Annotated in this window: 27 protein-coding genes and 1 pseudogene; 21 read left to right on the top strand and 7 right to left on the bottom strand. The window is 42.0% G+C overall.

The annotated features are described in order from the left end of the window. The first annotated feature begins 41 nt into the window (after nucleotides 1–41). From AC5590_RS29780 to AC5590_RS29760, 5 genes are all read left to right on the top strand, one after another. Complete coding sequence (locus AC5590_RS29780) at nucleotides 42–1,835, top strand: TrbI/VirB10 family protein (protein ID WP_169266899.1); 1,794 nt, start codon at nucleotides 42–44, stop codon at nucleotides 1,833–1,835. Between the two features lie 3 nt (nucleotides 1,836–1,838). Beyond that, on the top strand, nucleotides 1,839–2,633 hold the full coding sequence (locus tag AC5590_RS29775) for a hypothetical protein (RefSeq protein WP_370460813.1): 795 nt from the start codon (nucleotides 1,839–1,841) through the stop codon (nucleotides 2,631–2,633). A gap of 113 nt (nucleotides 2,634–2,746) precedes the next feature. Continuing rightward, nucleotides 2,747–4,300: a hypothetical protein gene (locus AC5590_RS29770; protein WP_169266898.1), complete on the top strand. Its 1,554-nt coding sequence runs from the start codon at nucleotides 2,747–2,749 to the stop codon at nucleotides 4,298–4,300. A gap of 266 nt (nucleotides 4,301–4,566) precedes the next feature. Then, on the top strand, nucleotides 4,567–6,336 hold the full coding sequence (locus tag AC5590_RS29765) for a type IV secretory system conjugative DNA transfer family protein (RefSeq protein ID WP_169266897.1): 1,770 nt from the start codon (nucleotides 4,567–4,569) through the stop codon (nucleotides 6,334–6,336). Between the two features lie 474 nt (nucleotides 6,337–6,810). Continuing rightward, nucleotides 6,811–9,330: a hypothetical protein gene (locus AC5590_RS29760; protein WP_169266896.1), complete on the top strand. Its 2,520-nt coding sequence runs from the start codon at nucleotides 6,811–6,813 to the stop codon at nucleotides 9,328–9,330. Nucleotides 9,331–9,589: 259 nt separating this feature from the next. Here AC5590_RS29760 and AC5590_RS29755 read toward each other — a convergent pair whose 3' ends face one another. The 3 genes from AC5590_RS29755 to AC5590_RS29745 all read right to left on the bottom strand — a co-directional run bounded on the left by AC5590_RS29755 (nucleotide 9,590) and on the right by AC5590_RS29745 (nucleotide 10,781). Further along, complete coding sequence (locus AC5590_RS29755) at nucleotides 9,590–10,081, bottom strand: hypothetical protein (RefSeq protein ID WP_169266895.1); 492 nt, start codon at nucleotides 10,079–10,081, stop codon at nucleotides 9,590–9,592. An 11-nt stretch (nucleotides 10,082–10,092) separates the two neighbouring features. Next, a complete protein-coding gene (locus tag AC5590_RS29750; protein WP_498824181.1) occupies nucleotides 10,093–10,272 on the bottom strand; it encodes a hypothetical protein in 180 nt (59 codons plus the stop codon). A 200-nt stretch (nucleotides 10,273–10,472) separates the two neighbouring features. Next, nucleotides 10,473–10,781: a hypothetical protein gene (locus AC5590_RS29745; protein WP_248277318.1), complete on the bottom strand. Its 309-nt coding sequence runs from the start codon at nucleotides 10,779–10,781 to the stop codon at nucleotides 10,473–10,475. 362 nt (nucleotides 10,782–11,143) lie between these two features. Here AC5590_RS29745 and AC5590_RS29740 point away from each other — a divergent pair, with 362 nt between their 5' ends. The 5 genes from AC5590_RS29740 to AC5590_RS29720 all read left to right on the top strand — a co-directional run bounded on the left by AC5590_RS29740 (nucleotide 11,144) and on the right by AC5590_RS29720 (nucleotide 14,339). Continuing rightward, nucleotides 11,144–12,190: a DUF6398 domain-containing protein gene (locus tag AC5590_RS29740; RefSeq protein WP_246163615.1), complete on the top strand. Its 1,047-nt coding sequence runs from the start codon at nucleotides 11,144–11,146 to the stop codon at nucleotides 12,188–12,190. Between the two features lie 127 nt (nucleotides 12,191–12,317). Next, complete coding sequence (locus tag AC5590_RS29735; RefSeq protein WP_169266893.1) at nucleotides 12,318–13,133, top strand: hypothetical protein; 816 nt, start codon at nucleotides 12,318–12,320, stop codon at nucleotides 13,131–13,133. Nucleotides 13,134–13,288: 155 nt separating this feature from the next. Then, on the top strand, nucleotides 13,289–13,753 hold the full coding sequence (locus AC5590_RS29730; RefSeq protein ID WP_169266892.1) for a helix-turn-helix domain-containing protein: 465 nt from the start codon (nucleotides 13,289–13,291) through the stop codon (nucleotides 13,751–13,753). A gap of 3 nt (nucleotides 13,754–13,756) precedes the next feature. Then, complete coding sequence (locus AC5590_RS29725) at nucleotides 13,757–14,173, top strand: PIN domain-containing protein (RefSeq protein ID WP_169266891.1); 417 nt, start codon at nucleotides 13,757–13,759, stop codon at nucleotides 14,171–14,173. Next, nucleotides 14,160–14,339, top strand: coding sequence for a VapC50 family PIN domain-containing toxin (locus AC5590_RS29720; RefSeq protein ID WP_211178604.1), 180 nt, complete (start codon nucleotides 14,160–14,162; stop codon nucleotides 14,337–14,339). Before AC5590_RS29725 ends, AC5590_RS29720 begins: the two co-directional genes overlap by 14 nt. A gap of 7 nt (nucleotides 14,340–14,346) precedes the next feature. On the opposite strand, the gene AC5590_RS29715 is transcribed toward AC5590_RS29720, so the two are convergent. Next, on the bottom strand, nucleotides 14,347–14,517 hold the full coding sequence (locus AC5590_RS29715; protein WP_339379364.1) for a hypothetical protein: 171 nt from the start codon (nucleotides 14,515–14,517) through the stop codon (nucleotides 14,347–14,349). Then, a complete protein-coding gene (locus AC5590_RS29710) occupies nucleotides 14,483–14,608 on the bottom strand; it encodes an aldo/keto reductase (RefSeq protein WP_211178603.1) in 126 nt (41 codons plus the stop codon). The genes AC5590_RS29715 and AC5590_RS29710 overlap by 35 nt, the downstream gene beginning before the upstream one ends. A 189-nt stretch (nucleotides 14,609–14,797) precedes the next feature. On the opposite strand from AC5590_RS29710, the gene AC5590_RS29705 reads away from it, so the two are divergent. After that, complete coding sequence (locus tag AC5590_RS29705) at nucleotides 14,798–14,989, top strand: hypothetical protein (RefSeq protein ID WP_169266890.1); 192 nt, start codon at nucleotides 14,798–14,800, stop codon at nucleotides 14,987–14,989. 100 nt (nucleotides 14,990–15,089) lie between these two features. Here the strand turns inward: AC5590_RS29705 and AC5590_RS29700 are convergent, their stop codons facing one another. After that, on the bottom strand, nucleotides 15,090–15,221 hold the full coding sequence (locus AC5590_RS29700; RefSeq protein ID WP_256379423.1) for a hypothetical protein: 132 nt from the start codon (nucleotides 15,219–15,221) through the stop codon (nucleotides 15,090–15,092). After that, nucleotides 15,221–15,631 (bottom strand): hypothetical protein, encoded by a 411-nt coding sequence (locus AC5590_RS29695; RefSeq protein WP_246163617.1) that lies wholly within the window; start codon nucleotides 15,629–15,631, stop codon nucleotides 15,221–15,223. The genes AC5590_RS29700 and AC5590_RS29695 overlap by 1 nt, the downstream gene beginning before the upstream one ends. A 338-nt stretch (nucleotides 15,632–15,969) precedes the next feature. On the opposite strand from AC5590_RS29695, the gene AC5590_RS29690 reads away from it, so the two are divergent. The 10 genes and pseudogenes from AC5590_RS29690 to AC5590_RS29645 form a co-directional block, all read left to right on the top strand. Beyond that, entirely contained in the window at nucleotides 15,970–18,666 is a 2,697-nt protein-coding gene (locus AC5590_RS29690; RefSeq protein WP_169266889.1) for a DEAD/DEAH box helicase, read from the top strand. Nucleotides 18,667–18,756: 90 nt separating this feature from the next. Continuing rightward, nucleotides 18,757–19,536: a hypothetical protein gene (locus AC5590_RS29685; protein ID WP_248277317.1), complete on the top strand. Its 780-nt coding sequence runs from the start codon at nucleotides 18,757–18,759 to the stop codon at nucleotides 19,534–19,536. Between the two features lie 110 nt (nucleotides 19,537–19,646). Next, a complete protein-coding gene (locus AC5590_RS29680) occupies nucleotides 19,647–20,603 on the top strand; it encodes a bifunctional DNA primase/polymerase (protein ID WP_169266888.1) in 957 nt (318 codons plus the stop codon). Then, complete coding sequence (locus AC5590_RS29675; RefSeq protein ID WP_169266887.1) at nucleotides 20,600–21,037, top strand: hypothetical protein; 438 nt, start codon at nucleotides 20,600–20,602, stop codon at nucleotides 21,035–21,037. Before AC5590_RS29680 ends, AC5590_RS29675 begins: the two co-directional genes overlap by 4 nt. Nucleotides 21,038–21,043: 6 nt before the next feature. Beyond that, nucleotides 21,044–21,466 (top strand): hypothetical protein, encoded by a 423-nt coding sequence (locus AC5590_RS29670; protein WP_169266886.1) that lies wholly within the window; start codon nucleotides 21,044–21,046, stop codon nucleotides 21,464–21,466. 41 nt (nucleotides 21,467–21,507) lie between these two features. Continuing rightward, nucleotides 21,508–22,230: a hypothetical protein gene (locus tag AC5590_RS29665; protein ID WP_169266885.1), complete on the top strand. Its 723-nt coding sequence runs from the start codon at nucleotides 21,508–21,510 to the stop codon at nucleotides 22,228–22,230. Next, entirely contained in the window at nucleotides 22,227–22,916 is a 690-nt protein-coding gene (locus tag AC5590_RS29660) for a hypothetical protein (protein WP_169266884.1), read from the top strand. The genes AC5590_RS29665 and AC5590_RS29660 overlap by 4 nt, the downstream gene beginning before the upstream one ends. A gap of 1 nt (nucleotide 22,917) precedes the next feature. After that, on the top strand, nucleotides 22,918–23,394 hold the full coding sequence (locus AC5590_RS29655) for a hypothetical protein (protein ID WP_246163618.1): 477 nt from the start codon (nucleotides 22,918–22,920) through the stop codon (nucleotides 23,392–23,394). 95 nt (nucleotides 23,395–23,489) lie between these two features. Beyond that, entirely contained in the window at nucleotides 23,490–23,666 is a 177-nt protein-coding gene (locus AC5590_RS29650; protein WP_211178602.1) for a hypothetical protein, read from the top strand. A 362-nt stretch (nucleotides 23,667–24,028) separates the two neighbouring features. Further along, nucleotides 24,029–24,320 (top strand): annotated as a pseudogene (locus tag AC5590_RS29645) (reverse transcriptase N-terminal domain-containing protein); the annotation flags it as partial. Nucleotides 24,321–24,447: the final 127 nt, after the last annotated feature.

Genomic DNA, 24,447 nt, shown 5'->3' with positions numbered 1-24,447 from the left:
CGACAAATTAATTTTTATTAATCTCTTTCAATCAAATAATTATGTCACAGTTGCAAAACGACATTCAAGACAGCGTTAGTAATAACGGGAATTCACAACCAGCTAATTCGGTTGATGCACTCTTACCGTTAGATGAGAAATTAGTGAAAAATCCCGAATCCGAAGATAAATTAGAACCAGAAGAGGGGGAAGAGGAAGAAAACCCCGCAGCTGTTCAAACCAAACACGACTTTGTAACTTCTCCCTGGTCAAGACTTGGTATTATTGGAGGTGCATTTGGAGTAGGTTTTCTAGTCATGTTTGTCGCCCTTAACGGCATGATGAACAGTGGCAGCAATACTGCCCAAACTCCAGTTGCAATTTCCTCTCCTACTCCCACATCCACACCATTTGAAAAGAAAGACGGGGATGTTTATGCAAAACTAGCGCTCGCTAAGCAACAGCAAGAACTTGAAACACTGAACGGTAAAGAGGAAGAAACCAAAGAAAATAAGACTGAACAAAAAACTCCAAATAAAGAAAAACAAGCCTCAGCTACCACCAACATAAACACTAACAAAACAGCAAGTCAAATTAGAGTTACTCCGCAACAGACACCTCCCCCTCCTAAGAGACGGGTATATCAGGAACCAAACCCTGAAGGCGAATACAGAGCGACGAGGCGCAGTGCGGTACTCGCATCTCGTTCCATCGAACCCAAAAGTCCAACTGCAACTAAAGATCGAATAACCCTACCAATTAGTAGAAATAATAATGCGATTGCCTTTGGCAGTGCGCGGAGCGCAATCACCCTTGGCGGCTCCTCAAAAAGCATCGCACGCACAGCCTTATCACCCACCAGGGGTAGTATGTTAGGAACACCGAAAGACCCCCTCGCCGAACTCGAACGCCTTCGTAACTTAGGAAGTATCGGTAGGGTTGAATATACCAGCGCTGACAACACCACCATTGCAAGCAAGGTAAGTGAAGAGGAAGTACCGAATGGTGATGAAACACCCCGCCGTCGCCGCAACCGTCGCAGTGAAACAAGCGTTGAAAACACAATCAACAGTACACCCAACAACACAGGGGAAGTTGAAGAACTGCGTCCCCGGTGGAAACCAACTAACAATACAGTCGAGTTGACTGCATCTTATAGCAAGCAAACCCAACTCGCTTCTGCTAACTACCTGAGTGATGAAGTCCAAATTTTAGAGGAAAGACAAACTCAATATTTAGTAGTAGGTTCTTCCGCAAGCGCTACCCTAGTTACTCCCTTGATACTTGCCCAAGGCAGTGCAAATAACAATATCAGGTTTGTTGCTCGCCTAGATGAACCAATCAAAAGTAATACAGGTGGAATAGCCATCCCTGCTGGCACCCAGGTAGCAGTTGCTATGACTGGTGTAGATAGTGGATTTAATATCACCGCCTCAGTCAGCGCCATACTCAAAGATGGTACCGAATACCCCATCTCCCCTGGCGCAATCTCAATCCTGGGTAAAGGTAACAATCCCCTTATTGCCCGTCCCTACAAAGATAAGGGTGGTGAAATTGCTCTTGGTGACGCCACTCTCGGTACTATCGCTGGACTTGCAAAGGTGGGGGAAATTATCAACCAGCCTGAAGAAATAACCGAAGATTTACTGTTCGGTGGTAGTCGCACCCGTTCTAGAGGCAATAACCGCAATATCGCAGGTGCATTTTTACAAGGTGCATTCGGCAAAGTTGCTGAAACTATGGGCAGCCGCACTCAAAAGGCTACTAGTGAAATTACTAGCCGTCCCAACATCTGGTATGTACCTGCCAATACCAAAATTTCTATTGTCGTCAATCGCTCTATCAAACTGTATTAAGCCGTGAAAGCTAGATATTTATTTGGTTTAAGCTTACTTTTCTTCAGCGCGAGCGCACCCCTCGTACTACTTATACAAACCGCTACAGCAGGTATCGTAAGGCAGGTGCAAGCATCCCAGGTATCAGGAGAAAAAGCGACTGGGCAAACAGTTCAGGTATGGGCGGGACACGGGGTATCCATCTCGTTTTACCGCACCGAGGAAGTTATTAAAAAAATCTGGTTGGATGACCCCTCTAAGTTCGTAATTGACGTGGATGGATGTCTGGAAGGATTAGGGAGATGTTCAAGAGAGGGAACAGGAGCAGGACTTATTCACCTTCGCCGCATCGAAACAGTAAAAATCCCCGGCTTGCCACAAGCTACCTACGGCACACATCTCACTGTAATCACTGAATCTGGAAGTACCAAAAAATCCTATCACTTTCGTATTATACCCGGCACGGGAAAACCCGAATACAGCCAGTTAGAAATTATAGGCGATTCAAGCAATGACCGGGAACTCAGACAACCAAAAGCTGATTACACCGCCATATCTGATAGCAAGTATATCGCCAAAGGAATGCAGTTTGCACTTTCCAAACAGTGGATAACCAGCGATACCCCGCTGTGGGAAAGACTAACCAAACTCGTCGAGTTGCGATCGCAAGGAGAAGAACTCACTATCGCTGCAACCAACGCCGGAGTATCGATGCAATTAGTTGAAAAGCTCATGCTTATGGGTGGAAAACGCTTGCTAGAGATGCCCTCTCCCAAACCTGTAGAAACAAATACAGCAGAATTCAGGAGTCAGAAGTAGAAAGGGCTTAGAGTCTGCCTTTTAGACCTCAGTACTGTACTTCATTTACTTGCAATGTGCTGTAATACTCAACCTACACCAAAAAAGCTAGTTGTTGAAAAGTAATAAAGATTATGGAAACTAAAGATTTATTGACAGACAATTCCAGATTTAAAGTAATAAATATTACAACAGAAACAGTACAGCCACAAACAAGTGCTATCCAAGTCAACTCGGAGATAGTTGCAATCGTCCCAGTTACAACCACCAATGACAACCCTCCTAAAAATGAACTAAGTAAAGGGTATCAATGGCGCGAACAAAAAATGAACACTTGGCGCTACCTCATGGTTGCTGGTATGGTAGCAGGACTCGCCCTGCACGGGTTAATTAGATTCGGGGGTAACTACAATATCGGCAGTCTCGTATTTGGGGATAAAGCTGTCGCAGCTACACCAACGAATGTTTCAAATTTGAGAGAAGTTGCTGGGGGGATACTCCCTCCAGCAAACTTCGGGAACACTTCAGCAAACCTCTGGTCGAATGATTCAAATTTGAATCATTCGACCAAACAAGCTAAAACACTGAAAAAACAACCTCTTGCGGTCAAGTATGTGAATGGAGTGCCTGTCCCTGACTGGAGCAAAATTAACTTTGATAGCATGAAGTTTTCAAGTGCAGGGGAAGTCGAATTTCCTAACATTAAAGACCTAAAACTTAAAGGAAAGCGTGTTTGGAGCGCAGGACAGTCACTTGCTGAGGTAATGCAGTTGGGAGATTTTGAGGCAACAGAATTCAAAATCGAAAATCTTAACCTCACTCAAATCTCAAGAATAACGGGTACCAGCCTCAAAAATCTCAAACTATCAGACTTTGAGACATTCAAGTGGCAGTCACTCGGCGACTTAGCTTCAGCTATCCCAGAATTATCCAAATTAGAAGTTGCCGATATTCCAGCAATTGATGATTTAGTTACTAAAGTCACAGGGGATGCAACAAGCAGTCTGACTATAGGAGAAGCACTCGAAAGTTACCCCAAACTTGAAACCGCCGAACTTGGCAAATACCTCAAACTTGATAAATACAAACTCACCAGCATTCCCGGTATTGAAAAAGCCGCCCTCAAAAAGTTTAATAACTGGGAAAATACTATTATTGGCAAGGTTCCGGGATTGGGAAAAGTACCATTCGACCAGTTACCTGGAGTACCCGTACCCGATCTCAGCTATATCGGTAAGGTAGATATGGTACTTAAAGAGGTAGAAAACGGCAGGTGGAAATCAATATCGGGTAGCGAGCAAGAAGGATTTAACGTTCCCTGTTATAACAAAAAATGCGCCCACATCGAAGTAGCTGGAAGCGATATCCTCACTGGTGCGGCATGGATGTCAGGCAAGTTCCAAAAAGTCAAGGGCGGGTTCGGTATCCTTGGCAGCGTAAACGTTGGGAAAGAACCAACCGGAAGACATCCCTTTGGTAAATCATTCAAACAAGTCATTTGGGATGTCAACGAAGCTGACGGAAGTATAACTACCGCGATGTTCTTCCGTTTCTGCAAAACAATCCCCTTCGTTGGTCGCACCTGCACGCCCTACTTTATCGGTCCCGTTCCATTCTTCAACTATAGCGAGATGGACCCAATTATCTTAGGCACACCCCTCACAGTGCCTAAAAAACCAACTCCGTAAAAGTTTAGTTAACAAACAAGAGCGCAACACAAAAGACTTCTCCATAAATTAAACATTAGTTCAGACAGCGCAATGCTTTGAGATTAGTTTTCAAAGATGTCTAAAGTAAAAAGTCACGATGCGGCGATCGCTCGCTGCAAGGGGAGTGCTTTGTACCTGAGTCGCTACGGGCAGACTCTCCCTTAGAGTCAATCTCAAGTTTTCCTCTTTAAACACCATAAAGAGAAATATGCAATCCAAAAGTATATTTTTTCATACCAATTTTTATGTATAACTTATATTTCGCCACAGCCAAAACCGTTAAAGTTAAAACTGCTACAGAAACTAAACCTTCGTCCGACTATGACTTTAGCAAATATACCAACCAACTAATGTCTCCCCAAGGACTAGCACTCGCTGGGGGAATATTAGCACTATTTCTCCTACATATATTCTCTGGAGGTAAGAAAGGCAAACTTGCTACCAGCTATTGGGGTGGAGGAAAAGAAACAGCACGCGCCAAGAAAAAAGCCATCAAGCAAGTCACCTCCCCCAAGTGCGATAGCGCTAGCTTGTATATCGGAGTACATAAGTACAAGGGACAAAAACTACCCAAGGGGAGTGGGGGGACACCTATGTATGTACCCGATGTTCAAAGAGGTACAGCCGTCATTGGGGCACCTGGTAGCGGTAAATCCTTCTCGGCAATCAACCCCATGCTTTACTCAGCTATCGACCAAGGTTTTGGTATTGTTCTATACGATTTTAAATACCCCAGTCAAGCCAAAATCGCCAGTTACGCAAAATCAAAAGGGTATGAAGTACACGTCTTTGCTCCGGGTTTTCCTGAATCTGAAGTATGCAACCCCATCGATTTCTTGCGCGACAGTGGCGATGCTGAAACTGCACGGCAGTTGGCTACAGTCATCAACAAAAACTTCCGTATGCTTGGTGGTGGAAACGAAGACGCATTCTTCGGTCCTGCGGGTGACCAGCTAACCCAAGCAATTCTCATGCTCACCAAAGAGTTTGGGGAGTTTGCCGATATCATGACCGCAGCAGCTATTCTCTCAAGCGAGAAGATGGTCGAACGCCTAATGGCAGCAAGTCTTAATCCGTGGATACGGATAGCCTTCGGTCAATTATTTAGCTCCAGCGGAAGTGAAAAAACCATCGCGGGTATTGCTGGTACCGCCTCGCTCATGTTTACGCGTTTCATGGCAAAGAACACGCTTGGCTGCTTTGTCGGCAAAACTACCCTACCATTAGAGGTAGGCAAGAAACAGATGATTATCTTCGGACTTGACCGCGAACGCCGCGATGCAGTTGGTCCGCTTATGACTTCAATTTTACATATGACCGTCGCCCGCAGTATTGCCAAAAAGAGAAAAGAAACTGGTCCACTTGTAGTTAGCGTTGACGAACTGCCATCGATTTTTCTCCCAGACCTATTCAAATGGCTTAACGAATCCCGAAGCGAAGGATTCTGCGGAATTCTCGGATGGCAGAACATGGGGCAGTTGGAGAAAATTTATGGCAAGGAAATCTCAAAAGCAATCCTCGGTGCTTGTGGCACCAAGTTTGTATTCAACCCAGGTGAAGAGGAATCTGCAAGAATTTTTAGTGCTTACCTCGGTGAAGAGGAAATTAAATATAAGCAGAAATCCCGGTCAACTGGAGGGGGAAAAGCTTCAACATCTATCTCAGAACAAGAGAAAATCAGAAAGCTTTTTGAACCCGCTCAATTTCTCAAATTACCACCCGGTAAATGCGTATTTATCAACCCTGCCTACGACAACAACAAGGAAGGTTCTGTACCAATTTTAAAAAGTATTAAAGTCCCAAAATATATCATCTCGCTAGAGTCAGAAAACGGGAATAATTGGGATAAACTTATCACAAAACTTGCTCGAAAAAGTACCCAAAAAAGACCAACTCAAGAAGATTTGGATATCAGGGTCAAAGAGGTAGACAAGCGTTTCCCCATTCCTCAAGCACCTGTACAAGCAGGAAATGCACCATTACCTGTGGATAGTTACAAAGAATTTTTCTCATAATTTTTTATAAGTATTGGAATATAAATTAGCAAATCTCAAAACTTATCTAAATGGAATTGTTAATGAAATAAATGTTTAGAAAAACATGATTTTGATAATATCCTAGTCTATCACTACGACAGCAATAATCTAGATAATATTTGTCGTGATAATTTTTTAAAAATGAAACTAAAGCATTATTACTAATCATTAGATTGTAATAATTCGGGAGCCAGAAAGGGCTGCGCCCTTGCACTCTACAGGAGTCAGAAGGGTTAAAAAATCAGAATAACATTTGATGAAATGAATATACCAAGAATCATAGACTCCTTATAAATTCTGACCCCTTCGGGGTTCGCCAGTCGCTCATGGGGGAAACCACGCCAGGTCGCACAACGGGGGGAACCCCCGCAAGCGACTGGCTCCCCAAGACCGCGCTGGCTCACTTTTGACTCAAGAAGTGCTGAATTTTTACATTAGATTACCAATACCACCATGTTTGATCCACAACAACAACGAATAGCAGATAATTATCTTCAAGTAGCTGATACTGCTGGTAAAGCAGCCTTGGAATTAGCCAAAATCTTGATTAACACTTTTAAAAAGATTCAAGAAATACTTAAAGAACGGGAAGAAATAGATAAAATCGCAGTCGAGGTTGGCAAGGATACTTACAACCTCGTACCCGATGAAACTACCCCTGGGGCTTACAAATGGGAAAAGGTAGATTTAAACCAGGAGGTAGGTAGTAGAGACACAGTAGTCTTCATGCCGGATATGTACATGGATAATGTACAGTACAGCATGACAGTTGAATATAATACACAAAACGAACCTAGCAAATATCAAGCACAAACTATCGCCGCCCTAATTGTACAAGACGTACCTGATTTAGGTGATAATTACACCACAGATTACGAACCTGTTATCAAGATAACTGCCTATACTGAATCAGGCGAGAAAACTATCATTTACGAACAAGATTCAAAAGGTAAATGTCGAATAAACTTAGTCACAGAAAATCTCTCTCAAGATGAAATTATAGATGTAGCTTACGAACCAATCGTAAAACTACTACCTCCTTCATCTGATATGATTCCAAATTATCAATCTCCCATTTTTTTAGAATCTAATAGTAATTTTCAGTATGAACGGAACGTAAATAATCAGCTTTTTAAAATTCTAATAAACCAACTCAAACATCTATCCATAGTAGCAAATGATAAAATGTCATCGCAACTGTTAAATAATAACAAAATGGAAGAAGATGCAACATATTTAATGACTACTGATGCCAAAGATATTCAATCATTAGAATATACTCCAATAGAAGATGCACCGCCGTCAGAAGAGACAGTTGTGTTTCTAGAAGATATAGATATTAGCAATCCTCCAGATTTTGATGATGCACCAGATGAAGATGAGAAAATTATTGTGGTCATTCAGAATAATGAGGAAACAGAATTAATAGATAATACTGGTGCAACATTTCTATCAAAACCAAGTAATCAGATAGATAACCAACCTTCAAATATTGAAAATACTAACTCCATAGTATTAATCATATCAGAGAAAGCCGAAGAGAAGTTTGAAGAATCTGTCATCAACAACCTTCAGGAAGAGGTAGAAAATCATGAAAATTATACTTCCGAAGAAAAAATTACTAATAATAAGAAACCTGTTGAAGAAGAAAGCCCAAGCAGAACTCCGAAAAGAGAAAATTTGGAGGAAGAGGAACAATATACTGGTCAATATACTTACCAACAAGCAGCCAACTCCGAGGGGGTAGAACCGCAAGCGCAACAGTGGGCACGTCAAGTAGAAGTACCAGTATACGAGATAAAAAACAAACGAGCAGAAAAAGAACGTTACAACGGCGAAAACAAAGATATTGTCCAAGCTGCAACCGAAATGTTGAAAAAATATAAAACCATCGAGCAAGATGGTTCTCGTATTTACAGAAGTGATGCTTTTGTAATTCGGCAAGAAGGGGATACCATCAGCATCCACCGCCGCAGTGACGAACTTCAGGGTTGGAACAACTCCTTGATAGAGTTTAAACCTGGTAAGGCAAACAAAGAACCCAAAATCACCAAACAGCCTAAAGAAATGTTAGGGGTAGAACGTCAGGAATTTTTGATGGTAAACGAACACCTCCAGGATAAGGGTAAACTACCTGACTTGAATTCTTCAGATATCCGGGATGTGGCAAATACACTTGGTTCTCTTGCGCCTGCTGGTACTATCAAAACTCTTGAGGTATTCAAACAAAACGAGATGCTGGATACTCTCAACAACATACTCCTGACAGCAGGGAAGGATGAACTCGCCGTAGGAGAATTTACCATTAAACGCACCCGTGATCCTCAAGGAAAAAAAGCCAGCCTGCAACTATTTAAAACCACCGAGGAAAGAGGTACTCAGGAACTTGTCCGGTTTGATCTGACTAAAACCGAAGCTGGCATTACCAAAGAAGTCAGTAAAATGAATATCTCTGACTACGATATCAACCAAATGAAGTTTATTGCCCAAAACGCCCAAAAGCTTAACCTAGAACAAATCTTCGGTAACGAACAGCCTACCGCCGCACCCGCACCCACACCCAAAGAACAACCAATACAAGCAGCCATGCATATCCCCGTTAAAGTTCACCCCTATATCGCCGAGGAATGGGCAAACATGGTCAAGTATGGTGGTCCTGACTGGGGAGGGGCGATGAACCAGGGTAATGCAGAAATTCAAGAGCGCATAAAAGACAACGACGGCAAGTTGCCAATTGCTGAGCAGCGGGAAATGTACTTCAAAATTTTGACCTACAAGACTGATAAAGCCCAGAAAAGGGGTGAACAAGTCGTAGATTTTGTTCCTCTCAAGGATATTATGAATGACTTACAAACATGGCGCGCTCAAGAAATCAAAATACAGTATACCCCTACAGAACATATCTCCTCCCCCCAACGCCAAACCGTCGCTACTGTTACACCTAACGTCAAGTCAGCAGGAGTGGAATTTTGACACTCTCTAGGAAGACAGCAGGGAGATTTTAAGAAATTGCTCCCAATTCACTATGTGAAGCACTCATGCTTCAAAAATACAGTATTTTGTGATCGCCAAGAAAGTACTTTTTGCGGTTGAAATCGATATTCTTGAGGACAAGCCCAACTCGATTGAAGTCACTGTGTAAGCAGAACAATCAGCAAAAGCGACGCTCACCTTTGCGTATCATTCAAGTTAAAACTTCTACAAATGTGGTGATTGCACAGAGCGCAGCACCCTACTCCTTAACCGTCACCACCAACTCTTGCAACAGAGCGTCATTCACCTGCTGCAAATGTTCGTTTGAATTCTCCATTACATCAAAAGCCTGCTGCACCGTGTTCCTGATTTCTGCTGGCAGTGCTTCAAACTTGTCTGCGTTAAGAATGACGATGCGACAACCAGGATAGGGCATGAAGTCGCTAAACGGTTCCATGCCAGCTTCAATTAGAGTTCGGGAAAGTTCAATGATGGGATGACACGGTTTGTTGTTGTCCTCGGCGCAGTTGATTTCCCCAGCAAAATACCCGCACAACCAGCTGCAGATGTCGGTGTCGTCACAGAATGCTGTCAAACAACCCGCCACCACTTGCTTATTTAAGTTAACAGACAGATTGTCAAATATTTGGTCAAGCGCTTCTGGATTGCGTTTTTGGCAGTAACGCACCGCTTGCTCAACTAACTTATCGGTTTTTGTGGATCGGGGTTGCCCAAAGCCTTTGGCAGACATGGTACTCTCGCTCAATTAGAAGTTAAGGGAATTGTAGCCCAGTGCGATCGCGCTTCTTGCTCTGTTAAAATCATCACAGCTTGACTCATCGACTCAAACAAGTCATGAATCTTTTCTACGTTTTCAGAAATCGGTTGGATTAGCACCTGTCGGCTCAATACCCGGTACAGCCTACCATCTGCGCTTATCAAAAAACTCCGTAGATAAAATTGTAACTTTTGTATATAAATTACCATTTAAGCGTATGAAGAAAGTTTGGAACAATCAATCCCATGATCGCGCTAACGGATCAATTGGTATATCTGGATCAATCTCAATCACAGTGATTTTGGCATTCTCAACCACCGTATTTCCCATAATCGTATTGTGCATTGCCTCAAACTTTGATTCTTCAGAAGCAATGCGTTCGTAGTGCAAAATGACATGATAATGCTTGGCAATTGGCTCTGAGCGAGTCTAATCGTTCCACTGTGTCCCAATCTATATTTTGTCGTTCTTGAGCCATCTGGCGATACTCCGAGGCTAGCTGCTCTAAGGCAATTGCAATCGCGTGTTCCTTTGTTTGACCGTAGCATTGCAAATTTTCTTGTGAAAAATCACCCAAATCCGGTGACATCTGACAAATGTAGTGTCCATTGTCTTGAGGCAGCACTGTGATCGTAATAGTTCCAGTTATGCTCACAGGGTTCACGTCAGTCATATTAACCGTGCTGACAAATTTAGGAGAATATGCTCATGGTTAAATTGTAAGCGATCGCCCTACTGTGACTTTTCACGTTTGTGTTTTTCGATTTCGGCGATATCAGCTGTTTCGATTTGGTGCGCGCAAACGCTTGAACCTACTTTAACACTCTACATCCAGTGGGGTCGCCGATGCTAAAGAAGGTTCGATATATAAAAAGTTACACTTAATTTATTAACAATGACGGGAAATCAGTTAATGTACGATTATGCTGTGATAAGCAAAGCTTGCTGCCAAAGGCAGATCGCACTTGCAGGTATCCTGGTTAAACTCCTAGTTGCCGTAACGTTAGGCTAACTGTCCGTACCAGAGTAATGAGTATGGCTAAAACTAAGAAATCAGAAAACGTTCCCAACGCGATGCAAGAAAAGTTCAATGGCATTGTAGCGATAACGGATGATTTTGCCAAACAACATTTGAACGATGAATATGCCCAGTTACTCCGCTTTGCGACAGCAGCTTTATGTCGCAAGAAACCATCTCCACTAGCAAAGGGTAGGGAGAAAACTTGGGCTTGTGGGATTACTCATGCTATCGGTATGGTCAATTTTCTCTTTGACCCTTCACAAGACCCCCACATTAGTGCCAAGGAAATTTATCAGTGGTTTGGTGTGAACCCTAGCACCGGGCAGTCGAAATCAAAACAGGTACGAGATACCCTGGATATGCATCAGATGGACCCTGATTGGTGTCTCTCCAGTAAGTTAGACGACAACCCCATGACTTGGATGATTTCTGTTGATGGATTTATCTTGGATGCAAGGTTTACACCCCGAGAAATTCAGGAAGTAGCATATACACAGGGCTTAATTCCTTATATTCCGGACAATGGTGAATCGGAGTATATTGGTGACAAGCAAGCATCACCCCATCATGAAAAAGCAGTGAACCCTTCTCCAAATGCACTATATGTGCTGGATGTGTTTTTAATTGACGGTCCAATTACTGAAGAATTTATTGCGGAGAATTCAGTGGTGTCTCGAACAATTGAGATTAAAGGCAGCAATACTTTAGAGGATCTCCATAAAATTATCTTCAAGGCATTCGACCGCCAAGAAGAGCATATGTACGAATTTCAAGTGGGAGGAAGTGGCCCGCAAGATCCAAATGCAAGACGGTACTGCTTGAAACAAGCATTTTCAAGTTCCGGTTTGACACAAACGCCTACAGGGGATGTGTCTAGTACTTCAATTGCTTCGCTGGGCTTATCTATTGATGAGGCTTTTGGTTACTGGTTCGATTTTGGTGATGATTGGTGGCACCAGATTAATGTAACAAACATCGTAGACAAGGCTCAATCGGGCAAGTATCCCAGAATAACTAAGCGGGTTGGGGCTAGCCCTCCTCAATACGCGGATTTTGAGTAGGAGAAAAAGCGTAACGAACAAATTATCTTTTCTCCTACGCTACTCAACAGGACGGTCTTGTTCTTCGGAGTATGTCACTTAACGATATTTTTATACAAGCTCAATTTTTAAAGAAAGATTACTAAATATGCGTCGTCGAACTATTGACATTGGAGAAAAGTTTGGTTATTGGCAAGTCATTGAAAATAAAGGGACAGAAATACTATGCCAGTGCACAGCATGTGGAACAAGAAGAGAAGTATTTAAGTTTAATCTTCTCAACGGCAAAACAAAAAGCTGTGGATGCATTAAAAAAGGAAATCTTTTAGAAATAGGAGAAACCTTTGGCAAGTTAACAGTAATTGATAACCAAGAAATACAACAAGCAGGTAGATTTGTAAAAGTTCTAGTACTTTGTAGCTGCGGAATTGAGAAATATGTCTATAAGCATAGCTTAATTGCTGGTAATACCCTAAGCTGTGGCTGTGGAAGAAAGAAGCCAATCAAAATCACAAGCGAAAACCCAAGAGAATACCACTCATGGAACTATATTAAACAAGTTTGTTATAACAAGAAACACCCCTTTTATAAAAAACATGGCGGTTGTGGAATCGAAGTACATCCAGATTGGAAAGATAATTTTAACCAATTCTTTTTAGATATAGGAACCGCTCCCAATAATACAATTATCGCCCGTATCGATCCCACTGGGAATTATGCACCTGGCAATTGTTTTTGGAGCAACCGCAAAAAATATTGGCAAGAACTCGAACGAGCAGAAATCAACAAATTTATCAAAAGCTTTTACACCAGTACAGGTCAAGACAAAAAGGTAAAGATATCTGAATCAACTATTCGCCTGATACTACTGGAACACATGAACGGGGAGGCCAATATAAACAACATTGCTCGCAAATTTAACATCTCTAAAGATGATGTATTAAATATAATTATTAATATTTGACACTCGTCGATCAAGAAGACCTATCAGTAGCGCGTCATTAACATTGTTAGATCATGATTCGTCTATTTCACGAGATTCGCCTGTTTCTGCCATTGCGCCTGTTTCTTTGTACGTTGTATACTTAAGCAAGATGGCAATCCTAAAAGACAAAACCTATGGCTACGCTTCGCCCATCTGATCCTCTCATTCCTACTCCCGAAGTCGCTACCATGGCTGAAGCGGCGTTGTATTCTCTGGGACAATTTCTTGACAATCCACCCGACAAGATAACACTCGCAATCATCGAACCGCCTCTTGCGAACGCGGAAATCACTCTTTCAGGCGACATGTTTCGGCTTGTAACCGAAGTCCTAAAGACGATCAGCAAAGGACATCCGGTCACCATCCTACCTTTACAGGCAGAACTCTCGACACAGGAAGCTGCAGACATACTCAACGTCTCACGTCCCTATTTAGTCAAACTACTCGACTCTGGAACAATCCCTTCTCGTAAAGTCGGAGTCTATCGGCGCGTACTCGCCTCTGATGTTTTACAGTATAAGCAACAGAACGAAGCAGCTCGCCATCAAGCGCTCGACGAGTTGACAAAACAGGCACAGGAACTCGACATGGGATATTGATGGATGTCTGTTGCCGTTGCCCTCCTTGATGCATGTGTCTTGTATCCTGCTCCTTTACGCGACTTCCTTATGCGTCTTGCCACCACTGGTAGTTACAAACCTCGCTGGTCGGCAATGATACACGATGAATGGATACGCAACGTCTGTGCAAATCGGCCTGACCTCTCACTTGCATACTTGGAACGCACGCGCACCTTAATGGATCTGCATGTCGAGGATGCACTTGTAGAAGGGTACGAAACCATTATTCCTACACTGTCACTGCCAGATGCTGACGATCGCCATATCCTTGCAGCCGCAATTGTCGGTCAGTGTGACACCATCATTACCTTCAATTTAAAAGATTTTCCTCAAGAGACGTTAGCCCCCTATCGGATCGAGGCTGTGCATCAGTCATGCGTTTGTCATGCGCTGCATTGAAGTATCTCTGGATGCGGTGTATCGTACGGTACTCCGACAGCAACAAGCGCTCAAAAATCCGACAAAGACACTTGAGGAGGTGTTGTCAGCACTAGAACGAAACGGATTGAAAGACACTGTCCGCACGTTGCGCTCTCATCACATAAGTATACGTCTTAGCGATTGATGATGCTCTATTGCAGAGATTGTGGAATACGCTCATCACCGTACTTCTGCTGATGCCAATACGGATAGATCGGTGGTGTAGCGCTGACTGAACGGAGTCGTTTCAATTCGTCCGGTGTCAACTCCCAATTTGCTGCACAGAGATTATCTTTGAGTTGCTGCTCCAGGGCGGGCTCCAATAATGACCGATGTAATACCAGGTTGACGCAAAAGCCAATTGAGCGCCACCTGAGCAACGGTGACTCCACGGTTACGAGCTATTTCATCCAAAACTTCTACAATATCTTGAACCCTCCCCGCGAAGACAGCGACGGGGATTCACGCCACATCCTCGGTTGACTTTTTGCTCGATTCAGCTATCTGTTTTAAAACGAATGATGGTTTGGTACTCCGGGGCATATTTAATCACCTCCTTGCTTTGTGCTATCCTCTACTTAGAATACCGTACCAGTTCTGAATATGTCAACAGGGAAAGGAATAAAGAGGACAAGAAATCAACCAGCACTTCACTCTGAGCTTAAAGAATCTCACAGAATTCACCTCACGCCTACAGCATGGAGTAAATTGCAAAAAATGGCAGCAGTTAAAGGAACAAGCATAAGTGAACTTGTTGAGGGTTGGGCAAGAGAAAGCGATATTGACGGCGAATAAATTCGCCCGTGCCGGCATTCCACCCCGACATAAATGACGTACCTCGGTCAAGAAATTAAATGAATTGACCGAGGTACTTCGGGGCTATCTGCCTCCCGCGTTATTTTAGGTATGCTTTCTCCACGTCGCTAACCGTTCCAATATCACCAAGCGTCGCCCGCCGTGTCCCTTCTGGTTCTGGTTGACCGCGACGGTACTTACCGGTGAGGAAACCGATCCTGCAAGAACTCATTAAAGTTCAAATTCAGAATTTCTGGATGGAAAAGCCTGAAATTGCCTTTGCCGCGCGACAGCTATCTGAGCAGGTGTGTCATATTGAGTAGCTTTGGTTCCAAGTTTTAGCTCTTCAGCAAGGGTCAAGCCATCACCATCAGCATCACTCTCCAGTACTCGTGCTATCACATCTGCCGGAGCAATCTGCGCCAACCTAGTCAAAGCCATTACCACAAATTCGTTCGACGCATCACAACTGTCTAGAAATTTAACAAAGTTAGTGGCATCTTGCTCCGTCATCTTGGCAGGATTTTTTATCCCCCCTTCAGCAAAAAAATCATTGTACAGGGCAATTTCGTTATCATTAAATTTCTCTTGTTTCGCCCGCTCAATTACCAGATTAACTTGAGAATTCTGCTGAAATTTCATAAGTAAATATCCACACACAATCCAGATTAACCTATACATTTCAATCGTCAAGTTCATCTTATATTTTCTTAAAAATCACTCATAATTATAAAAAATAAAAAAAAGTCAACTCTATTTGCCTTGAAAATACGAGGAGTTAAAATCATAGTATATGTATCGTACCCCCTCAAAATTTCGGGGTAGGGAGTCATTCTGGAATCCACGACCAACCAAATGGATTAGAATCAGATTTTTCCCAAATAATACTTCCCAAAGAAGGAATATCTCCAAACGGTAAAAGTCAAACCACCACTATCACTAACGCTTACTTGTTATAAACAACAAGTAGGTAATTTTTGATGAAAAACCGACCAGAGTGGTTACAACCAAGCCGTAGCATCTATTCCAAGCAGCACGGAATAATTCAAATTAGCACAATCATCGGTAACAACCTTTATTTCAGAAAAGGAAATATCAGCCAAATTATCTTCAATTGGGAAGAAGAGATAGAGCAAGGAAATCTTACTACAGTTGAAGATGCGCCATCTCTAAAAAATTTAATATATCAAGAAATAGCAACCGAACTAGAGGGTAGAAATAAACTTGCCTACTGCGATGTGATTCCCGAACAAGCAGCAAAGAGTCAACCGATACCAGAAAACATTCATTCAGCAGTCAATAATGCACTCATCCAATTAGGAATAAATCAATTATACTTCCACCAAATTCAAGCATGGTCAGCATACAATCAATCATCAGATATAATTCTCGAAACTCCAACAAGTAGTGGGAAATCAATATCATTCCTACTTCCCGTTATTCACGAATGTCTCAAAGGCAATTCATGCATCATTTTCTTCAACCTTAAAGCCCTAGCATTTGACCAAGAGGAGAAAATAAAGGAGTTCATCAACCTTCTACCAGAGTCTATTCGCCCTGCAATTCTCAATATTAATGGCGATACTCCAGCTCAAGAACGTAAAAAACTCTATACACATAAACCTTCGATTCTTTGTGTCACACCCGATGTTTGGAATCATGAACTTACCAACTACCAATTTGATAACTACAACTTCATTGAAACACTACGCAAAATTTCCATAATCGTAGTAGATGAAGCTCACTTCTACAGCGGAATCTTCGGTGCAAACTTTGCTCTACTCAACCGTCGCACCCAACTAATGATAGAAACAGCTGGAGGGAATTTATCTAAACTAAAGTATATTTACGCCTCAGCTACCATCAACAACAGTCAAGAGATAGCCCAAAAGATTTCCAATCGTAGAGAAAATATTACGGTAATTAACCAAAATGGTGCAAGAAAAGCTGAAACCACCTTTATCAGTCTTAAACCCCAGAACAGTATCCTGTACACAACTGCTCAAATAGCAGCTTTACTCGTCAGTAAAGATGTAGTAGGAATCTGCTTTTGCGACAGTCGGGAAATGGTCAAAACCCTAACCCAAACTATCCGCAAAATATTAAGCGAAAATGGGTTGTCTCAAAATACTATTTCTGCATTTTACGCCAACTTGAAAAACAACCAAAGGAGAAAAATAATTGCAGATATCAAATCCGGAGAAGTGAAATTCATTGTCTCAACGTCTGCTCTCGAAGCTGGTTTAGACCTGGGATGTATAGATGCTGTTCTCATTTGCGGGTATCCTGGCAGTATCTTATCCTTCCGCCAAAGGGCAGGTCGTGCTGGCAGAAAAGAAGAAGGACTGGTGGTATTTATCCCCTCCAGACAATCAATCTTGGACTCGTACTACTCGAAACATCCCAACCGACTGCTAACCGATCCGCCGGAGGTCATCAATTTTAATCCGAATTTTGAAAATCTACTCACGTGGCATATCTTAGCCTGCTGTAAGGAATCACGCCCGACAATCAATCAAATTATCACGCATTTCGGGCAGTCAGGACTTGCGATCGCAAACCAACTCATTAATGAAAATAAGCTTGTATACAGCTTCAACGGTAAGCTAGCGTGCGCCCGTCATCTAGGTTACATACACGGCGATATCAAAATTAGGGGGAGCAGAAACAACAATATCAACTACATAAATACCTCAAACGGAGAGGAATTTGAACAAAGTGCAATCAACACTGCCTTAAGAGAGGTATACCCTGATGCAATTTATACAGCCCAAGATTTTGATGGCAACCCTGTTTGGTATAAATCATCAGAGTTAAAAATCAAAGAGGGACAAGCTTTTCTCAAGCCTATTGGACAAACAAACCTATTTACGCGCCCTCAAGGAGTCATTAAATTTGAGGAGGTTAAAACTACTAGCAAAGCAAAGTCAATCAAACTACCAAGGGGAGTGATAGAACTCACACCTAAAATATGTAAAATATCTGAGTCGATTACCGGATACAAAATATACAATCGGGAGTCAAGATGGACTTGTCCAAATCAAGATTGTAGAAACCACAATCAATCTCTAGCAAGCAAGTTACAAAACTGTCTCATATGCAACAGTCAACTCACAGAAAGAGACATAATCCAGCTAGTAGAAGAAGTCTCATATAAGGAATCTTTTACTATTAGTTATTCTACCAGTTGTCTGCAAGTTACAATCGACCGACAAGCAAGAAGTTTTTTCAAATCAAAAGTAGAAAAAATTAGGTCAGAAATCAAGAATCAGAAGTACGTCTCCAGGGAGGAAAGAGAGTTATTTGAATACAACGAAACCGACATTTGCATCCACAGTCTAGCACATCAACTTATGCTAGCATTACCACTAGTCGAACATGGAGCCAGCAGTAAAGATATCGACTTTATACTCCATCAAGAACCAACTCAATCTAATTCATTCGGCTACTTCTTTGATACAGTTGAAGGAGGAACCGGAATGTGCGATACGCTGTTTCAATATTTGGAAAAAGTCGTATCCAGGGCAAGATTCCTAGTGGAACATTGCCCATGCAAGCATGGATGTTCCAATTGTACTGTTATCTACAGATGCCCAGATGACAATACAGCCATTTCCAAACAAGTTGGATTATCTATACTTCAAGATTTCATCCAGGAAGAAGTACAAACCCTCTAAAAAATAGTCTTGCCCTATTAATAGGGCAGGACTATAGATAATAAATGTAATACTGACTAACATAAATTAAACCACTACTAGTAACTAACGTTGACCAAAATCAAAAGTATTTTGGTTAGTGTTATGTACGTAGAATTAGTTCCTGACTGCGAGCAATCACCTCAAAAATTCCAAATTGTTCATGCGCCGACATATTTACTTTTAGATACAAATTATAAGTTGGGTGATTATATCCCTGCATCAGATATTTATCTAATCGTTAATCATGCAGTCAGTTTAGGGTATCAAGTGAAAATATGCCCTAATCTAAAGAAAGAAAATATTCCATATCCTTTACCTGCTATCAGCAATGAACTAGCTGATTTAATGATTGATTATCCATCAGATTTAAAAATGCGAACCAATGGAATGGTTTTTGAGCAAAGAGCATATTTAATGTCTAAATGTCATCACGAAGTATGTCAGGATACGGAATCAAAAACCCTCCTCAAGGAAGCCGAGTATTGGCTGGTAAATTATGCGCGAGAAGTTATCACCCAAGAGTGTAACTACTTGCCAGATATACTTACTAAGCTTGATGATCCAGTTGTTAGGTCAATGGCAATAAATACTCTCATGGTCTGGCAACCTAATTGGAAAAAAGCTATCTCTCAGCACGCAGGAAGCAAGTTTGAAGCAGGTAATAATGAGTTTGAGGTCATCAGCTATTATCACAATCAAGAGAAAAAGGGGAGGGAGGGAGTAATGGTACTGTGCAGGGTAACAAAAAACATGAATAACTACCCCGAATTCCCCACATTCCCCCTCAATACAAACTGCACCCTTGGTACTTATCAAGTGGAAAATGCTCTTAATCGACGATTAGCTTAAAACATAGGGTAGGTAGTTACAACTGCCGGCCCTAACATCATAATGTTAATCACTAAAAAAAGCTTATGCATTGAACTACCAAAGTTAACTATTAAGAATCAAACAAAATCATGCACACCCAGGCACGTAAAATCATCTCGTCCCTGGAAACACTACCCGATATATGGCGAATTATACCCACCTTCGGCAAACGCCCTCTGGGAGGAAAACAATGGCAACATAAAACTTATTCCCCCAAACAGTTACAAGCCGAACTCATTCGTACTAGATGCAAAATTTGGTCGGGGAAAAGGTATATACACGCGACTGGTGTTGCTATTGTTTGCGGTAACTATCACCCCCAAGGGCACATCGTTGCTATTGACTGCGACGGACCACGCGCTTGGGGTCAAATCCTGATCCTCAACAAAAAACTCGAAGAGGATGAGATGGAGAAAATTTCTCCCCAAAAGTTATACGAAGGCGCACTTACTTACCTCCCGCCGACAGTCGCCTTTACTTCTGGAGGCGAATATAAGCGCCAGCTTCTCTACCTAATTCCTGGAAACTCATCAATCACTTCCAGCAAAATCTCAAACCTAGAGTTCAGAGGCAAAAATCATGCCTCAGTTCTACCTCCTTCCTATCACCCAGAAGGGAGATACTACCAGTGGGTTTCCGGTTGCAGTCCTCAAGAAAAGCAAGTTGCGATCGCACCAGATTGGGTAATAGCCCAAATGTTATTAAAGCAGGAGAAAGCAAGGTTAACCAGCTTTCCACAAGAAAAATACAACCGCAGAGATAAGGTAGACAGGTACATCAACTTATACCCGAACATCAAAACCAATATCCAAACTGCACTCACATTCTTAGAAGTTATCCATCCCCGGTTTGCTTCGGACTACACAACCTGGATTCAAGTTGGAATGGCACTCAAGTCAGTCAGTCCTATCTTACTTGATGCCTGGGACAGATGGAGTCAGCTGTCACCCAAATACAAACCAGGAGAGTGTGCCTACAAATGGCAGTCTTTCCGCAGAACGGGCATTACCATTCGTACCCTCGTAAAATTTGCCAACCTTTCATGAACAATCAAAACCAAGAAAGTGTAACTAACTCCGAAGCTAGTTACAGTAGTGATTTTAATCCTAATAACAATAATAATTTAGAAGAAGATGATGAAATTTCTGAGCAAGACGATAGTAACAACCCCCCAAAAACCAAAACTTATATAATAACTATCCAAATTCATCCAGAAGAAGGACAAGCCATCCTATCAATTGGTATCAGAAACGCACCACCCATCATCAAAACTATCGACTATCAGGAAATAACTTCACAACCAGCCATCAAAGACTGCATCCGAGAGTTGGAAGAAATACTACCCAAAATCATAGAAACTGCTGAAAAGGCAATAAATACTACCAGTAATTCCACTCAAACAAGACAAGTACAACAGCGAGAATTACCCAAAGATTATCAAAAAGCCGAATCTAACAAAAAACAACTTTCACTTTTCTAAATAATTATGAATTACATCGCCATTATTGAAGGGCAGCAAGTACCTATCCCAGAGGAAACAGCAATCAGTGACGAAAAGCTAAAATTAGCAATCACTACCTATTTCCCAGAGTACGCCAATGCCGAAATTACTAGACAGATCTTAGGAGATACAACCGAAATAAGGCTAATTAAGCGCGCTGGAACGAAGGGCAATTGCATCACCGAACTCAAGTTAGCACCCGAACAAATTAACCCAGCATTTGAGTTAGCCTGGGATTTGAAACTTCTAGAAAGAAAAAATCAACTAACACTGGAAGTTTTGATTGATCTGCAGGGAAACATAAACAAAACAATCAAAATAGGGGAAAGCTGGGAAACATACATCGACAAAGTTTTTAGCTCTCTCAGGCAACAACCCTCTGTACCCAGCAATTATCCCGTACTGTAATCAAGTAATGCCGCTACTATATAGCGGCATATCTCAAAATCATGATATCACTAGAACTATTTAAAATACCCATCACCTGCAAAGAAACAATCATCTATCTGGAAAACCTATCTCAAAAAGCACGTTTACTCGGCTTATATCAAAAACTATTTCCAGAACAGTGGAGTGAATCAACAACACCCTTAAATACAAAAACACATCCTAATTGCATATATTCAGACAGGGAAATTGAATTTATTCAGCTAGTAAATTCCGACTTGTTCCCCGTTGAATTTATTGATGAAATAGAAGCATACGAAGAATATGAAAATATCGTTATATTACCACAAAAAATTGAATGGTGGAATGAGAATTTTGAAGATTTAGAGATGAGCGAAAAATTTTTACTTTCCCTTATGGGCAATGGATACAATTTGAAATATTGGCAAGAAGAATTTGGGTTTGAACCTGACTACCTAACAAATGACGAAGATATAAACTTTCAAAAACTTGTAAAAATATGTAAAAAGTTCAAATCACCTATCAAATATTTAGTAACTAGCCTCATGGTTCTCGCTCATTCAACAGGAAATATTTGGTTAGATACAACCTATGAAACCGGTTATTGGTGGGAATGGAGTGAAGAAAATATTATTTTACTAGCAGAGCAATGGCAAGAAGCTACTATGATGCTAGAGCACTTTCAAGAGTTAACAGACTGGATAGAAGCATCAGTAACTAATAGAAAAAAACTCGTCAGAATCTGGAATCAAGCCGCCACATGAATACAGAAGTCAATGCCCAACTCATATTATCAAACATTCCAACACAGGAAATTTTAGGGCATTTAATCATTCTCAGAGGACAGTTTGTACTAGTAGAAAAAGAGGGTAAAAAAACACAGTACAAGTTTCTATCACCAGAAGCAGTAGAAAAGGCATTTACAACTAAAACTGTAAGTTCTGGATGGCTATCTCCCAATACCCTGTGGTGGGAAAAAACACCTTTTGGAGAGGGTGTTATTCAATTTTACCCGCCCAAAAAATATTCAGTCTCAATACAAACCTCAGAAGAAAACAAAACGATAACTATTCCTATGCCAGCATTTCTATTCGCTGGCTGCAATAGCAGCTACTACCTGTGGGCAATTAAAGGAAAAACCTTCAAGCAGGATTGTCAATTATACAAGGCACCCTTACCAAATATTTGGGATGACTCAAATAGAATTTGCTTCGGCAGAAATACTCCACCTGCTTGCAATCCAAACTCAATCAATAAAGCCTGGGAATTGTTCTGGAGAAGCTCTTTTAACGAAGACTTCAGTCAGAACAAGTGCAAATCACACCTCCACAATGTCTGCAACCTACTAATTAGCCTGCAAGGTACAAAATCCTTCCCAGCAAAAGAATTACTAACTAGCAACTATCAAAGAGTCAAAACTCCAAATGATATACCCAGATATATATTTTAACATGAATAACCCCTTCATCAGTTATAACTATGCCATCAGTCACAACCTTCCTCCCTATAGCCAAAAGCTTCAGGAATACTGGCTTGCAGCTGATGGAGTCTATGCGCGAGCGCACCGCCCAGAACTAGAAATCTGCCTACAAATCGCTCATACCCAGATACCAGGATTGACACAAATACAACCCTATTTCAAATTAAATGTACCGAAAGTCCCAGCAAGCATCATTGCAGACATTATCAATGCTGCACAAGTTAATCCTCATCAAGAAATCCTCTTTTACCTGGGGGTTGAGAATAACATCTGGTGGTATCATACTCCACTGCAAGAAGCATCTTCAACCCATGTGCGATCATTAGAAACTGGAAACTTCAAATACAGCCAAGCACTGGTTGAAGTACACAGCCACGGCTGTATGAAAGCAACCCCCTCATGCCAGGACAACCAAGAAGAGTCAGGAGTGCGATTCGTTGATTGCTGAATCGCGGTAACCAGTCCGTACATAGGCAATCCAACCCTTCAAGGGTTGAACTTCGGAAAGGATGGAGGTGAAAGCCCTTCCCCTCAAACTCAGAGGTGACTCCCTATCTGCCCACAGTGACCGAACTCGGAATTTCGGAGGCTGAAGCTGGGAACAGGGCGCAATCAGACGGTCGTTATGGGCTGACACTGGCGCTAATGGGAAGTGTACAAGATGAAACAGAACCTAAAAAAGCGACCTATCTTCAAGCAGGGCATAACACAAACCCCTGACTTCGCTAGAGCTGAAACCCCGCCGACAATTTCTGAGTGAACGGCAAGAGTAAGGGGTTCTAGCGGTTGAATTGGTTCCACCTAAAGGTACAAAATAATCTCATCCGGGGAACGAATAAAAACGCATCAAAGGTCTTGGGATAAGGTCGAAAACCCAAGTAGGTCACGCATTTGTCCCCTAGAAATGGAGCCAGCCTTTGTTCGGTTGATCTGTCGGCGTAGTAGGGTACTCGTTTTAATAAGGCTGGCTCCATTTCTTACGTGTTAGACCTCGTCAGACGAGATACCGAAATCCTTTGATATGGGTAGGACAGCCCGTAATTGGGCTGAGGTGTTCAGAATACAATTATTCGGAGCAGAGCATGATTAGGCACAGTGACATCACTAGTGAATCTTGGAAAGACTTACCCTGGAAGAAATTCCGCCAGAGTCTATTCCGCCTACAAAGAAGGTTGTATAAAGCAGTTCAAGTTGACGACATGCGGAAAGCGCGGTCACTCCAGAAACTGATACTGAAATCCAAAGCTGCAAGAATGCTGGCGATACGTCAAGTAACTCTGCGATTACGCTGGTAAAAGGACGGCAGGTGTTGATGGCAAAGCGTCCCTCACCCATGAAGAACGCTTTTCGCTTGAGAAACTTTTCAAGTCCCAAAAAAGTGCCAATATGGTGACTCGCTGGCTGCCTACCCTACGGTACGCTCGGATCTAACACACAGGTGCGGGACATAAGCGCGACTTGAAAGGTCGTTTAGAACGGAGAGCCGACTCTCCTAGAGAAT

This window comes from Brasilonema octagenarum UFV-OR1, from assembly GCF_963888615.1.
Taxonomy (GTDB): domain Bacteria; phylum Cyanobacteriota; class Cyanobacteriia; order Cyanobacteriales; family Nostocaceae; genus Brasilonema; species Brasilonema sennae.
Note: the sequence above shows the minus strand (reverse complement) of the source record. Positions and strands in the feature narration are given on the sequence as shown.

Coding starts and splice junctions, on each gene's coding strand:
- AC5590_RS29780 (WP_169266899.1), top strand. CDS start 42: ATGTCACAGTTGCAAAACGACATTCAAGACAGCGTTAGTAATAACGGG.
- AC5590_RS29770 (WP_169266898.1), top strand. CDS start 2,747: ATGGAAACTAAAGATTTATTGACAGACAATTCCAGATTTAAAGTAATA.
- AC5590_RS29765 (WP_169266897.1), top strand. CDS start 4,567: ATGTATAACTTATATTTCGCCACAGCCAAAACCGTTAAAGTTAAAACT.
- AC5590_RS29760 (WP_169266896.1), top strand. CDS start 6,811: ATGTTTGATCCACAACAACAACGAATAGCAGATAATTATCTTCAAGTA.
- AC5590_RS29755 (WP_169266895.1), bottom strand. CDS start 10,081: ATGTCTGCCAAAGGCTTTGGGCAACCCCGATCCACAAAAACCGATAAG.
- AC5590_RS29745 (WP_248277318.1), bottom strand. CDS start 10,781: ATGACTGACGTGAACCCTGTGAGCATAACTGGAACTATTACGATCACA.
- AC5590_RS29740 (WP_246163615.1), top strand. CDS start 11,144: ATGGCTAAAACTAAGAAATCAGAAAACGTTCCCAACGCGATGCAAGAA.
- AC5590_RS29735 (WP_169266893.1), top strand. CDS start 12,318: ATGCGTCGTCGAACTATTGACATTGGAGAAAAGTTTGGTTATTGGCAA.
- AC5590_RS29730 (WP_169266892.1), top strand. CDS start 13,289: ATGGCTACGCTTCGCCCATCTGATCCTCTCATTCCTACTCCCGAAGTC.
- AC5590_RS29725 (WP_169266891.1), top strand. CDS start 13,757: ATGTCTGTTGCCGTTGCCCTCCTTGATGCATGTGTCTTGTATCCTGCT.
- AC5590_RS29720 (WP_211178604.1), top strand. CDS start 14,160: ATGCGCTGCATTGAAGTATCTCTGGATGCGGTGTATCGTACGGTACTC.
- AC5590_RS29705 (WP_169266890.1), top strand. CDS start 14,798: ATGTCAACAGGGAAAGGAATAAAGAGGACAAGAAATCAACCAGCACTT.
- AC5590_RS29700 (WP_256379423.1), bottom strand. CDS start 15,221: ATGAGTTCTTGCAGGATCGGTTTCCTCACCGGTAAGTACCGTCGCGGT.
- AC5590_RS29695 (WP_246163617.1), bottom strand. CDS start 15,631: ATGAAATTTCAGCAGAATTCTCAAGTTAATCTGGTAATTGAGCGGGCG.
- AC5590_RS29690 (WP_169266889.1), top strand. CDS start 15,970: ATGAAAAACCGACCAGAGTGGTTACAACCAAGCCGTAGCATCTATTCC.
- AC5590_RS29680 (WP_169266888.1), top strand. CDS start 19,647: ATGCACACCCAGGCACGTAAAATCATCTCGTCCCTGGAAACACTACCC.
- AC5590_RS29675 (WP_169266887.1), top strand. CDS start 20,600: ATGAACAATCAAAACCAAGAAAGTGTAACTAACTCCGAAGCTAGTTAC.
- AC5590_RS29670 (WP_169266886.1), top strand. CDS start 21,044: ATGAATTACATCGCCATTATTGAAGGGCAGCAAGTACCTATCCCAGAG.
- AC5590_RS29665 (WP_169266885.1), top strand. CDS start 21,508: ATGATATCACTAGAACTATTTAAAATACCCATCACCTGCAAAGAAACA.
- AC5590_RS29660 (WP_169266884.1), top strand. CDS start 22,227: ATGAATACAGAAGTCAATGCCCAACTCATATTATCAAACATTCCAACA.
- AC5590_RS29655 (WP_246163618.1), top strand. CDS start 22,918: ATGAATAACCCCTTCATCAGTTATAACTATGCCATCAGTCACAACCTT.